This is a genomic window from Burkholderia sp. Bp8963, from assembly GCF_003854275.1.
GTDB lineage: Bacteria > Pseudomonadota > Gammaproteobacteria > Burkholderiales > Burkholderiaceae > Burkholderia.
Genome location: NZ_QTQP01000006.1, coordinates 51084 through 63181, shown reverse-complemented (window position 1 = coordinate 63181; position 12098 = coordinate 51084). Strand labels below are relative to the sequence as shown.

Annotated in this window: 11 protein-coding genes; 4 read left to right on the top strand and 7 right to left on the bottom strand. The window is 67.5% G+C overall.

All coding sequences use genetic code 11. The features are described 5' to 3' along the window. Positions 1 to 8 precede the first annotated feature (8 nt). On the bottom strand, positions 9 to 1316 hold the full coding sequence (gene lplT, locus DID96_RS07005) for a lysophospholipid transporter LplT (protein ID WP_124598624.1): 1308 nt from the start codon (positions 1314 to 1316) through the stop codon (positions 9 to 11). 218 nt (positions 1317 to 1534) lie between these two features. Here lplT and alr point away from each other — a divergent pair, with 218 nt between their 5' ends. The 3 genes from alr to DID96_RS06990 all read left to right on the top strand — a co-directional run bounded on the left by alr (position 1535) and on the right by DID96_RS06990 (position 4416). After that, the gene (gene alr / locus DID96_RS07000; protein WP_124598622.1) at positions 1535 to 2605 is read left to right on the top strand and encodes an alanine racemase; all 1071 of its coding nucleotides are present in this window, start codon (positions 1535 to 1537) and stop codon (positions 2603 to 2605) included. Between the two features lie 11 nt (positions 2606 to 2616). After that, positions 2617 to 3993, top strand: a complete 1377-nt coding sequence (radA, locus tag DID96_RS06995) for a DNA repair protein RadA (protein ID WP_124598620.1) — start codon at positions 2617 to 2619, stop codon at positions 3991 to 3993. A 156-nt stretch (positions 3994 to 4149) separates the two neighbouring features. Further along, positions 4150 to 4416: a DUF2866 domain-containing protein gene (locus DID96_RS06990; protein WP_124598618.1), complete on the top strand. Its 267-nt coding sequence runs from the start codon at positions 4150 to 4152 to the stop codon at positions 4414 to 4416. A 160-nt stretch (positions 4417 to 4576) separates the two neighbouring features. On the opposite strand, the gene DID96_RS06985 is transcribed toward DID96_RS06990, so the two are convergent. Then, on the bottom strand, positions 4577 to 6508 hold the full coding sequence (locus DID96_RS06985; protein ID WP_124598616.1) for an ATP-binding cassette domain-containing protein: 1932 nt from the start codon (positions 6506 to 6508) through the stop codon (positions 4577 to 4579). A gap of 133 nt (positions 6509 to 6641) precedes the next feature. On the opposite strand from DID96_RS06985, the gene DID96_RS06980 reads away from it, so the two are divergent. Then, positions 6642 to 7121: a glutathione peroxidase gene (locus tag DID96_RS06980; RefSeq protein ID WP_124598614.1), complete on the top strand. Its 480-nt coding sequence runs from the start codon at positions 6642 to 6644 to the stop codon at positions 7119 to 7121. A 24-nt stretch (positions 7122 to 7145) separates the two neighbouring features. Here the strand turns inward: DID96_RS06980 and cls are convergent, their stop codons facing one another. From cls to dapD, 5 genes are all read right to left on the bottom strand, one after another. Further along, positions 7146 to 8585 (bottom strand): cardiolipin synthase, encoded by a 1440-nt coding sequence (cls, locus tag DID96_RS06975; RefSeq protein ID WP_124598612.1) that lies wholly within the window; start codon positions 8583 to 8585, stop codon positions 7146 to 7148. A 128-nt stretch (positions 8586 to 8713) separates the two neighbouring features. After that, positions 8714 to 9628, bottom strand: coding sequence for a 50S ribosomal protein L3 N(5)-glutamine methyltransferase (prmB, locus tag DID96_RS06970; RefSeq protein ID WP_124598610.1), 915 nt, complete (start codon positions 9626 to 9628; stop codon positions 8714 to 8716). Between the two features lie 11 nt (positions 9629 to 9639). Next, positions 9640 to 10779: a succinyl-diaminopimelate desuccinylase gene (dapE, locus tag DID96_RS06965; protein WP_124598609.1), complete on the bottom strand. Its 1140-nt coding sequence runs from the start codon at positions 10777 to 10779 to the stop codon at positions 9640 to 9642. 110 nt (positions 10780 to 10889) lie between these two features. Then, a complete protein-coding gene (locus tag DID96_RS06960; protein ID WP_124598607.1) occupies positions 10890 to 11258 on the bottom strand; it encodes an ArsC family reductase in 369 nt (122 codons plus the stop codon). Continuing rightward, positions 11258 to 12085: a 2,3,4,5-tetrahydropyridine-2,6-dicarboxylate N-succinyltransferase gene (gene dapD, locus DID96_RS06955; protein ID WP_124598605.1), complete on the bottom strand. Its 828-nt coding sequence runs from the start codon at positions 12083 to 12085 to the stop codon at positions 11258 to 11260. Before dapD ends, DID96_RS06960 begins: the two co-directional genes overlap by 1 nt. Between the last annotated feature and the right edge of the window lie 13 nt (positions 12086 to 12098).

The window sequence follows — 12098 nt, the reverse complement described above, 5'->3', positions numbered from 1 at the left end:
GGGGCGCGTCAGTGCTTCGCCTCGCCGATCAGCGCGACCGAATCGAACTGGCGCTGGTTCGCCTGGTGGCGGCGCATCACGAGCCACATCGTCAGGCAGACAAAGGTGCCGAACAGCACGATCACGACGCCGACCGGCACGTCGAGCCACACGAGCACCGCGTACAGGCACAGCATCACGAGCACCGACAGGTTCTCGTTGAAGTTCTGCACCGCGATCGAGTGGCCGGCCGACAGCAGCACGTGGCCGCGGTGCTGCAGCAGTGCATTCATCGGCACGACAAAGTAGCCGGACAGCGCGCCGACGCACATCAGGAAGATGTACGCGATGATCAGGTAGACCGGCAGCCGGATGTGGCTGAGATGGATGATCCAGTTCGACGGGATCAGATCGCGCGAGTAGAACGCCATCAGCATCACCGCGATGCCCATGATGATGCCGACGGGCAGTACGCTCAGCGACTTCTTGAGCGGAATCCGGTTGGCCGCGGCAATCGCGCCGGCCGCGACGCCGAACGCGACGACCGCCTGCAGCAGCGCGCCTTCGGACAGCGACATGCCGAGCGACACCTCGGCCCATTTCAGCACGATGAACTGCAGCGTCGCGCCCGCGCCCCAGAACAGTGTCGTGACGGCGAGCGAGATCTGGCCGAGCTTGTCGTGCCAGAGCACCATGAAGCAGTCGGCGAAGTCGGTGATCAGCCTGATCGGCCCGTGCTGCTGCTTCGGATAGCGCGCGCCGGTATCGGGAATGCGCAGGTTGAACAGCGCGGCGATCACGTAGATCGCGAGGATGACCGCGATCGCGGCTTCGGCGGGCGTGCCGATCCACGCCGGCGTGTGCGCGATTACGTGCGATGCGATGTGCGGACTGATCAGCGCGCCGCCGAGCACGGTGCCGAGGATGATCGAGCTGACGGTCGTGCCTTCGATCCAGCCGTTCGCCGCGACGAGCCGGTCGGCCGGCAGCAGCTCGGTGAGTATCCCGTACTTGGCGGGCGAGTAGGCCGCCGCGCCGAAGCCGACGATCCCGTAGGCGATCAGCGGATGGGCGCCGAACAGCATGATCAGGCAGCCTGCGACCTTGATCGAGTTGGTGATGAACATCACGTGGCCCTTCGGGCGCGAATCCGCGAAGGCGCCGACGAACGCCGCGAGCACGACATAGGACAACACGAAGAACAGCTTCAGCAGCGGTGTCATCCAGTTGGGGGCGTTCAGGTCTTTCAGCAGGGCAATGGCGGCGATGAGGAGCGCACTGTCGGCCAGCGACGAGAAAAACTGCGCGGCCATGATGGTGTAAAAACCTTTTTTCATCTGATGCGATGCTTTCGTCGCTGCGGTCCGGCCGCGTAGGCCGCCGGGTAGGCGATCGGCTTATTCCGTTCGAAATGGGTTGTGCGCACGGCTTTATAACACGAAAATACAGCGATTCGGACTAGCAAGATTCCCCGATCGTTCCGCAAGTTGTCGGCTTCGGTGCCCAAAAGGCACGGTAAGCTGATGATTCGCAAGCGTCTTTACGTAAATTTCCCATGCCGCGCCCGATCTCCGCCACCATTCATACCGCCGCTCTCGCGAACAATCTCTCCGTCGTCCGCCGCTATGCCGGTCAGTCCAAGGTCTGGGCGATCGTCAAGGCGAACGCCTACGGCCACGGCCTCGCGCGCGCGTTTCCCGGCCTGCGCGGCACCGACGGTTTCGGGCTGCTCGATCTCGACGAGGCCGTCAAGCTGCGCGAACTCGGCTGGGCCGGTCCGATCCTGCTGCTCGAAGGGTTCTTCCGCTCGAGCGACCTCGACGTGGTCGACCGCTACAGCCTGACCACGACCGTCCACAACGACGAGCAGATGCGGATGCTCGAGACGGCGCGGCTGTCGAAGCCCATCAACGTGCAGCTGAAGATGAACAGCGGGATGAACCGGCTCGGCTATACGCCCGAGAAGTACCGCGCGGCGTGGGAGCGTGCGCGTGCATGCCCCGGCATCGGCCAGATCACGTTGATGACCCATTTTTCGGATGCCGACAGCGAGCGCGGCGTCGCCGAGCAGATGGCTGCATTTGAGCGCGGTGCGGAAAACATTGCCGGCGCGCGCAGCCTCGCGAACTCGGCAGCGGTGCTCTGGCACCCGCACACGCATTTCGACTGGGTGCGCCCGGGGATCATGCTGTACGGCGCGTCGCCGTCCGGCCGCTCCGCCGACCTCGCCGACACGGGCCTCAAGCCGGCGATGACGCTCGCGTCCGAGCTGATCGCGGTGCAGACGATCGCGAAGGGGCAATCGATCGGCTATGGCTCGACATACTCCGCGCAGGCACAGATGCGCATCGGCGTCGTCGCGTGCGGCTATGCGGACGGCTATCCGCGCGTCGCGCCTGAGGGCACGCCGGTGATCGTCGACGGCATCCGCACGCGGATCGTCGGCCGCGTGTCGATGGACATGATCACGGTCGACCTGACCCCGTGTCCGCAGGCGGGCGTCGGCGCGCGCGTCGAGCTGTGGGGTGACGACCTGCCGATCGACGACGTCGCAACGCATTGCGGGACGATCGGCTATGAGTTGATGTGCGCGGTGGCCGGCCGCGTGCCGGTGCGCGCGGAATAAGGGCGCACCGCGTGGCCAAGCAGAAAACGGTTTTCGTCTGTAGCGAGTGCGGCGGCCAGACGCCGAAGTGGCAAGGGCAGTGCCCGTCGTGCCAGGCCTGGAACACGCTCGTCGAATCGGTTGCCGAGTCGCCGGCCGCACACCGCTTCCAGTCGCTCGCGAAGCGCGCGCCGGTGCAGCGCCTCGTCGACATCGAGGCGGCCGATGTGCCGCGCTTCTCGACCGGGATCGGCGAATTCGACCGCGTGCTCGGCGGCGGGCTCGTCGCGGGTGGCGTGGTGCTGATCGGCGGCGATCCGGGCATCGGCAAGTCGACGCTGCTGCTGCAGTCGCTCGCGGGCATCGCGAGCGAACGGCGCACGCTCTATATCAGTGGCGAGGAATCGGCCGCGCAGATCGCGTTGCGCGCGCAACGGCTCGCGCTGCTCGACGGCGGCGTGCCGGTGGCCGAGCTGAAGCTGCTCGCGGAGATCCAGCTCGAGAAGATCCAGGCCGCGATCGACGCGGAGCGGCCGGACGTCGCGGTCATCGACTCGATCCAGACCGTCTATTCGGAAGCGCTCACGTCGGCGCCCGGCTCGGTCGCGCAGGTGCGTGAGTGCGCGGCGCAGCTCACGCGTATCGCGAAGCAGTCGGGCACCGCGATCATCATGGTCGGACACGTGACGAAGGAAGGCAACCTGGCCGGCCCGCGTGTGCTCGAGCACATCGTCGACACCGTGCTGTACTTCGAAGGCGACACGCATTCGTCGTTCCGCCTCGTGCGCGCGTTCAAGAACCGCTTCGGCGCGGTGAACGAACTCGGCGTGTTCGCGATGACCGAGCGCGGGCTGCGCGGCGTTGCCAATCCGTCCGCGCTGTTTCTGTCGCAACACGAGCAGATCGTGCCCGGCTCGTGCGTGCTCGTCACGCAGGAGGGCACGCGGCCGCTGCTCGTCGAGATCCAGGCGCTCGTCGATACCGCGCACGTGCCGAACCCGCGCCGCCTCGCGGTCGGCCTCGAGCAGAACCGGCTCGCGATGCTGCTCGCGGTGCTGCACCGCCATGCGGGCATCGCGTGCTTCGATCAGGATGTATTCCTCAACGCGGTGGGCGGCGTGAAGATCGCCGAGCCCGCTGCCGATCTCGCGGTGCTGCTCGCGATCCACTCGTCGATGCGCAACAAGCCGTTGCCGAAGGGCCTGATCGTGTTTGGCGAAGTGGGGCTGGCCGGCGAGATCCGGCCGTCTCCGCGCGGGCAGGAGCGCCTGCGCGAGGCCGCAAAGCTCGGCTTCACGACCGCGCTGATTCCGAAGGCGAACGCGCCGAAGCAGCCGGTCGACGGACTGGAGGTGATGGCGGTCGAGCGGATCGAGCAGGCGATCGACCGGGTGCGCGGGCTCGAGTGAGCGCTGTCACGCGACGCCGGGGGCCGGGCCTCCGGCGATCTGTCGCGTAATTCGCTGTAAAGAAATTGTAGGCTTATGTAACCCGCCGGACATCGCATTTCCCTATCCTTGGCAGATTGTCGAATCGCGCCATGCCGCGCCATGCGAAAGGGACCTATGTTCAAACAGTCTGGGCAAGCGCCAGGCGGACGCGCTTACAACCTGCGCGGCTGCCGTGTGTCGGAGCCGATCCGCCAGCCATGGGGCGGCGGGTGCCGGATCGTCGAATGGATCGACGCGGAAGGGCGCCTCGCGCGCCGGGTCGTGTCGGAGGATGTGACGGAGGCGGAAGTCGTCGCGGCGATCCAGCGGCCGACCGAAGGGCGCCGCCACCTGATGGGCGACGACGAGCAGATGCCGCGCGACACGCTGCCGCGGCGTTGAGCCGCCCGCTTGCACGCCGAGAACGACTGGCAGGCCGGGCCATCATACCCGGCCCCGGCCCCCGGCCTTGTCGCATCGGCGCATCGGCGCCATCGGCCGCATCGGCGCCGGACGCGCCGGGCGCGTCCGCCGTGCAGGCGCGCGCCGCGCCACGCGGCGGTCAGCCGATCTGCTCCAGTTCTTCCTGTGCGGCGAGCCAGTCGGCTTCGACGGTTTCGAGCCGCGCGTTGACGTCGCCGAGCTTGCGGATCGCGTCGGTCAGTTCCGTCTTGCGGGCTGCCTCGTAGCTCGCCGGATCGGCAACGAAAGCGTCGAGGCGGGCCTTTTCCGCGTGCAGCGTGTCCATCTCCTTTTCCAGCTTCGTGATGCGCGACTGCAGCGGCCTTTTCAGGTGCGACAGCCGCTGCCGCGCCTCGGCTTCCTGGCGCTTCTGGTCCTTGCGGTTGACGGTCGGCTCCATGCCGGCCGCTGCCGCGCTGTCGGCCTTCGCGGCGGCGCGCTGCTCGGCCGCGTGCTGCAGCAGCCAGTCGCGATAGTCGTCGAGGTCGCCATCGAACGGCTGCAGACGGTGCTTCGCAACCAGCATGAACTGGTCGGTCGTCGCGCGCAGCAGGTGCCGGTCGTGCGACACGAGGATCAGCGTGCCGTCGAATTGCGCGAGCGCCATCGTCAGCGCGTGGCGCGTCTCGAGGTCGAGGTGGTTGGTCGGTTCGTCGAGTAGCAGCAGGTTAGGCTTCTGCCAGATGATCAGCGCGAGCGCGAGGCGCGCCTTCTCGCCGCCCGAGAACGGGCCGACCGGGCTCGTCGCCATGTCGCCCGAGAAGTTGAAGCCGCCGAGGAAGTCGCGCAGCTCCTGTTCACGGGTGTCGGGTGCGAGCCGCCCGAGATGCGCGAGCGGCGAATCGTCCTCGCGCAGCGTTTCGAGCTGGTGCTGCGCAAAATAGCCGATCGTCAGCCCCTTGCCTTCGCGCACGTGGCCCGACAGCGGTTCGAGCGTCGCGGCCAGCGTCTTGATCAGCGTCGATTTACCCTGGCCGTTCGCGCCGAGCAGGCCGATGCGCTGGCCGTTCTGAATCGACAGCGATACGCGCTCGACGATCGGGATCTCTGCGCCGTCGTCGCCGTGGTAGCCGCAGCGGACGTCTTCCATCACCATCATCGGGTTCGGCGCCGCGTCGGGCGTGCGGAATTCGAACGTGAACGGCGACGCGACGTGCGCGGGCGCGATCAGCTCCATCTTCTCGAGTGCCTTCATCCGGCTCTGCGCCTGCCGGGCCTTGGTGGCCTTGGCCTTGAAGCGGTCGATGAAGCTCTGCAGGTGGGCGACCGTCTTCTGCTGCTTTTCGTACGCGCTTTGCTGCAGCGCGAGCTGCTGCGCGCGCAGCACTTCGAACTGCGAGTAGTTGCCGCCGTAGCGCTTGATCTGCCGGTTCTCGAGGTGCAGCGTCACGTTGCAGATCGAATCGAGGAATTCGCGGTCGTGCGAGATCACGACGAGCGTGCCGGGATAGCGGTGCAGCCAGTCTTCGAGCCAGACGATCGCATCGAGGTCGAGGTGGTTCGTCGGTTCGTCGAGCAGCAGCAGGTCGGACCGGCACATCAGCGCCTGCGCGAGGTTCAGGCGCATCCGCCAGCCGCCGGAGAAGCTCGCGACCGGCTCGCGCGTCTGCGCGAGCGTGAAGCCGAGGCCGAGCAGCAGCGCCTCCGCGCGTGCCGGCGCCGTGTAGCCGTCCGCGTCGGCGAACGCCGCATGCGCTTCCGCTTCGGCTGCGCCGTCATGCGCGGCGGACGCGGCCGCGATGCGCGCCTCGATCCCGCGCAGCGCCGCGTCGCCGTCGAGCGTGTAGTCGAGCGCCGTGCGGTCGACGGCGGGCGTTTCCTGCGACACATGGGCGATCTGCCACGACGGCGGCATCGAGAAATCGCCGGCGTCAGCGTGCAGCTCGCCGCGCAGCACCGCGAACAGCGTCGACTTGCCGGCGCCGTTCGCGCCGATCAGGCCGGCTTTCTCGCCGGGATTGAGCACGAACGAGGCCGCGTCGAAAAGCGGCTTGGTGCCGCGCGCAAGGCTGAACTGATTGAAACGGATCACGGCGGAAATGGCTGGCCAAAACCGCTATTCTAGACTGCGGGCCGCACACCGGGCATTGGCCGTTCGGGAGATCCCGCGCCGGCGCGATTTCGCCTAGACTCCACGTCGGTCCGATTTCGAAAGGGGGAGCCCGATGTCCACACTGTATTCCTTCAGCGCAGAGACCCTCGCCGGCGCGCCGGTGTCGCTCGACGCGTATCGCGGCAAGGTGCTGCTGATCGTCAATACCGCGAGCGAATGCGGGTTCACGCCGCAGTACGCGGGGCTGCAGAAGCTCTACGACCAGTACGCGGCGCGCGACTTCTTCGTGCTCGGTTTCCCGTGCAACCAGTTCGGCAAGCAGGAGCCGGGCGACGCCACGCAGATCGGCGCGTTCTGCGAGCGCAACTACGGCGTCACGTTCCCGATGTTCGCGAAGATCGACGTGAAGGGCGACCACGCGCACCCGCTGTATCGCTACCTGACCGACGAGGCGCCGGGCATCCTCGGGCTCAAGGCGATCAAGTGGAACTTCACGAAGTTCCTCGTCGACCGCGACGGCCGGATCGTCAAGCGCTACGCACCGTCGACCAAGCCCGAGGAAATCGCCGCCGACGTCGAAAAACTGCTGTGATGCGGGGGCAGGGCGGCGCGGGCCCTAGAGAATCGGCGCGAACAGCCGCGCGATGTGCATCGCGACCCGCCGCCACGCCGGCGAGTTCCGGTATTCGCTTGCATCGACCTCATACGCTAGCGCGAAGTCGGCCGCGAGCATCGCCTCGACTTCGTCGGCGAAGGTCCGGTCCACGGTCAGCACCATGATCTCGAAGTTGAGGCGGAACGACCGGTTGTCGAGATTCGCGCTGCCGACCGCGGCGGCGCGGCCGTCGATCAGCACGACTTTCTGGTGCAGGAAGCCCGGCCGGTAGCGGAACACCTTGACGCCCGCATCGGCGAGGTCGCGCGCATAGAGCTTCGACGCCTCGAACACGACGTAGTGGTCGCGCCGGCTGGGAATCAGGATGCGCACGTCGACGCCGCGCATCACCGCGAGCTTGAGCGCGGCGATCACGGCTTCGTCCGGGACGAGATACGGCGTGGTGATCCAGGCCCGCTCGCGCGCCGCGTTGATCGCCTCGACGAAGAACAGCGAGCCGGTTTCCTGCTTGTCGGCAGGCCCCATCGGCACCGCGAGGCAATGCATGTCGGCGTCGGGAAGCGCCGCGGGCGGCGGCGCGAACGGCGGCAGCCTCTGTGTCGCCCAGTGCCAGTCTTCCGCGAACACGTACTGGATGCTCGCGACGGCGGGGCCGCGCACCTCGATGTGCGTGTCGCGCCACGGCGACAGCCGCGGTTTCGCGCCAAGATACTCGACGCCAACGTTATGCCCGCCGACGAACGCGCAATTGCCGTCGACGACGACGATCTTGCGGTGATTGCGGAAGTTGAGCTGGAAGCGGTTGACGAACTGACGCTTGGTCGCGAACGGGTGGACTTCGACGCCGCCCGCCCGCAGCGCGTCGACATAGCCGTGCGGCAGGTCGAAGCTGCCGATGCTGTCATACAGCACGTAGCAGCGCACGCCGGCCGCCGCGCGTGCGAGCAGCGCGTCGCGCAGCATCTGGCCGAGCGCGTCGTCGCGAATGATGAAGAACTGGACGATCACGTAGTCGCGCGCGCTGTCGATCGCCGACAGGATCGCCGCGAACGTCGCCTCGCCGTTGACGAGCGTGCGCACCGCGTTGCCGGCGAGGAACGGCATGCCGCCGAGCCGCGTGAGCGCGCGCACCGCGGCCTCGCCGAGTGCATCCGCGGGCGGGCCGTCGGTCGAGCCGCCGTCGCGCCACGGCACGGGATGGGTGCGGGTGCGCAGCGCCTCCGCCTCGTGACGCCGCGCGTCGACGTAGCCGGAGAACTTGCTGCGGCCGAGGAACAGATACGGGATCAGCGTCAGGTAGGGCATCGCGGCAAGCGACACCGCCCACGCGATCGCGCCTTGCGATGTGCGGGTATTCAGGATCGCGTGGCAGGCCGCGATCACGCCGAGCACATGGATCGCGAGGAGGAGCGTGCCAAGGTGTAGCCAGTCGAGGGTCATAGGCGCTTGACGGACTCCTGAAGTCGTGCGGCGTGGCGCCGCGTACGCGCATCTTACCGAACCGCGCGGCGAAGCGGGGTGCCGCGCCGCGCGGTTGGTCGGGGCCGGTCGGGGCCGGCCCACGGCCGTCAGGCTTTCTGCGGGAGATCCGACGCCTGGATCAGGAACACGCTGTCCTCGCCCGCGCTGGTCGACAGCCAGTTCAGTTCGAGGCCGCCGAACGCCGCCTCGACGTTCCCGCGCTCGTTGCCGATCTCGACGACGAGCACGCCGTCGTTGTGCAGCCAGTTGCGCGCTTCGGCAATGATGCGTCGGACGATGTCCATGCCGTCGTCGCCGCCTGCCAGCGCCATCTCGGGCTCGTGACGGTATTCCGGCGGCAGCGCGGCCATCGACGCCGCATTCACGTACGGCGGGTTCGTCAGGATCACGTCGTAGCGCGCGCCGGGGTCGGTCGAGCGGAACACGGGCAGCGGCGTGTAGAGATCGCCGCGATGCAGTGCGATGCGGTCCTGGAGGCCGTAGTCGCGCACGTTGATCTCGGCGACTTCGAGCGCCTTGTCGGACAGGTCGACCGCGTCGATCTCCGCGTTCGGGAATGCGCTTGCCGCGAGGATCGCAAGGCAGCCGGAGCCCGTGCACAGCTCGAGCACCGCGCCGACCTGCTCGGGGTCGGCGACATACGGCTGCAGCCCGTCGTCGAGCAGCTCGCCGATGAACGAGCGGGGCACGATCACGCGCTCGTCGACGTAGAAGCGGTGGCCGTGCATCCACGCTTCATGCGTGAGATAGGCGGCCGGCACGCGCTCGGTCGCGCGCCGTTCGATCACGGCGAGCACGGCGTCGAGCTCGTCCGGCAGCAGGCGTGCGTCGAGGAACGGCTCGAGCGTGTCGAGCGGCAGGTCGAGCGTGCGCAGCACCAGGTAGGCTGCTTCGTCGTAAGCGTTGTCCGAGCCGTGGCCGAACGCAAGCTTCGCCTTCGAGAAGCGCGTCACGGCGTAGCGCAGCAGGTCGCGGACTGTTGCAAAAGGTGTCGTCGTCATACGAGGCTCCGTCAGGCGATCAGTTGTTCGAGCACGCGGCGGTACACGTTCTTCAGCGGATCGATGAAGCGGACTTCGATGTGCTCGTCGATCTTGTGGATGCTGCCGTTCGGCGGGCCGAACTCGATCACCTGCGGGCAGATGCGCGCGATGAAGCGGCCGTCCGACGTGCCACCCGTCGTCGACAGTTCGGTCGTGAGGCCCGTTTCGGCGCGGATCGCCGCCTCGAGCGCGCTCGACAGTTCGCCGCGCGGCGTCAGGAACGGCAGGCCGCTGATCGACCAGTTGAGTTCGTAGTCGAGCCCGTGCTTGTCGAGAATCGCGTGTACGCGCGCCTGCAGGCCTTCGACGGTGCTGGCCGTCGAGAAGCGGAAGTTGAACAGCAGGTCGATATGGCCCGGGATCACGTTGGTCGCGCCGGTGCCCGCATGCAGGTTCGACACCTGCCAGGTGGTCGGCGGGAAGTACTCGTTGCCTTCGTCCCATTGTTCGGCGGCGAGCTCGGCGAGCGCCGGCGCGAGCAGGTGGATCGGGTTCTTCGCGAGATGCGGATACGCGATGTGGCCCTGCACGCCCTTGACGATCAGCTCGCCGGACATCGAGCCGCGGCGGCCGTTCTTCACGACGTCGCCGAGCTCGGCGGTCGACGTCGGCTCGCCGACGATGCAGTAGTCGAGGCGCTCGCCGCGCGCTTCGAGCAGGTCGACGACCTTCACGGTGCCGTCCGTTGCGGGGCCTTCCTCGTCGCTCGTGATCAGGAAGGCGATCGAGCCGCGGTGGTTCGGGTGCGCGGCGACGAATTCCTCGGCCGCGACGACGAAGCCGGCGAGCGACGTCTTCATGTCGGCCGCGCCGCGGCCGTACAGCTTGCCGTCGCGATGCGCGGGAACGAACGGCGGCGACGTCCACTGCTCGAGCGGGCCGGTCGGCACGACGTCGGTGTGGCCCGCGAACGCGAGCAGCTTGCCGTCGCGGCCGTCGGCGCCGCGCTTGACGGCCCACAGGTTGGTCACGCCGTGCGACGCGATCGTCTCGATGTCGAAGCCGAGCGCGCCGAGGCGCTCGGTCATGATCTGCTGGCAATGCTGGTCGTCGGGTGTGACGGACGCGCGGGCGATCAGCTGTTCGGTAAGGGCTAGGGTGGCGGACATGGTTCGGACCACTTTCGATAAAAAATGCCGGCGCGCAGGCCGGCAGCGATGAATCTCGGGGCGTCGTGCAACAGGCGTCATGCAAACGGCACCTGTTGCGCGGGTCGCCCTTATGCAGCGAACAGCGCCGCGTACTGGTCGGCCGCGAAGCCGAGCGATTTCACGCGGCCGTTGACGACGAGCACGGGGCGCTTGATGACCGACGGCTTGTGGATCATCAGCGCGACCGCGCCGGCCTGCGTATCCGCGGCCGCCTTCATGGCGTCGTCCAGGCCGCGCCACGTGGTGCCGCGCTTGTTCACGAGCGCGTCGAGCGACACGTCCTTCAGCCAGTCCTCGACCAGCGGTGCGCTGACGCCCGCTTTCTTGAAATCGTGAAACTCGAACTCGACGCCGTGGTCGGCGAGCCATACACGGGCTTTCTTCACGGTGTCGCAGTTCGGAATGCCGTACACGACCACGGTGCGCGGCTTCGCCATCAGTCGCCTCGCAGCAGTTCGTTCAGGCCGACCTTCGCGCGGGTCTTCGCATCGACCTTCTTCACGATCACCGCGCAGTACAGGCTGTGCGAGCCGTCCTTGGACGGCAGGTTGCCCGCGACGACGACCGAGCCGGCCGGGATGCGGCCGTAGCTGACTTCGCCGGTTTCGCGGTCGTAGATCTTCGTGCTCTGGCCGAGGTACACGCCCATCGAGATCACCGAGTTCTCCTCGACGATCACGCCTTCGACGACTTCCGAGCGCGCGCCGATGAAGCAGTTGTCCTCGATGATGACGGGGTTCGCCTGCAGCGGCTCGAGCACGCCGCCGATGCCGACGCCGCCCGACAGGTGCACGTTCTTGCCGATCTGCGCGCACGAGCCGACCGTCGCCCAGGTGTCGACCATCGTGCCTTCGTCGACATACGCGCCGATATTCGTGTACGACGGCATCAGCACGACGTTCTTCGCGATGAACGAGCCGCGGCGCGCGATGGCCGGCGGCACGACGCGGAAGCCGCCCGCGGCGAAGTCTTCGGCGGTGTAGTTCGCGAACTTCGACGGCACCTTGTCGTAGAACTGCGAGTAGCCGCCGGCCGGCATCGGCACGTTGTCTTCCAGGCGGAACGACAGCAGCACGGCCTTCTTCAGCCACTGGTGCACGGTCCAGTTGCCGTCGATCTTCTCGGCGACGCGCAGCGCGCCTTTGTCGAGCCGCTCGATCGCGTGCGCGACGGCTTCGCGGACTTCGGCGGGCGCGGCCTTCGGCGACAGCTCGGCGCGGTTTTCCCAGGCGGTATCGATGATTTGCTGAAGTTGTTGCGACATGTTCGGTTTCGCA

What these genes read in the sequence shown, in the direction of transcription:
- DID96_RS06990 (WP_124598618.1), top strand. Translation starts at nt 4,150, where the DNA reads ATGTTCAAACAGTCTGGGCAAGCGCCAGGCGGACGCGCTTACAACCTG.
- DID96_RS06960 (WP_124598607.1), bottom strand. Translation starts at nt 11,258, where the DNA reads ATGGCGAAGCCGCGCACCGTGGTCGTGTACGGCATTCCGAACTGCGAC.
- cls (WP_124598612.1), bottom strand. Translation starts at nt 8,585, where the DNA reads ATGACCCTCGACTGGCTACACCTTGGCACGCTCCTCCTCGCGATCCAT.
- dapD (WP_124598605.1), bottom strand. Translation starts at nt 12,085, where the DNA reads ATGTCGCAACAACTTCAGCAAATCATCGATACCGCCTGGGAAAACCGC.
- lplT (WP_124598624.1), bottom strand. Translation starts at nt 1,316, where the DNA reads ATGAAAAAAGGTTTTTACACCATCATGGCCGCGCAGTTTTTCTCGTCG.
- DID96_RS06980 (WP_124598614.1), top strand. Translation starts at nt 6,642, where the DNA reads ATGTCCACACTGTATTCCTTCAGCGCAGAGACCCTCGCCGGCGCGCCG.
- prmB (WP_124598610.1), bottom strand. Translation starts at nt 9,628, where the DNA reads ATGACGACGACACCTTTTGCAACAGTCCGCGACCTGCTGCGCTACGCC.
- dapE (WP_124598609.1), bottom strand. Translation starts at nt 10,779, where the DNA reads ATGTCCGCCACCCTAGCCCTTACCGAACAGCTGATCGCCCGCGCGTCC.
- alr (WP_124598622.1), top strand. Translation starts at nt 1,535, where the DNA reads ATGCCGCGCCCGATCTCCGCCACCATTCATACCGCCGCTCTCGCGAAC.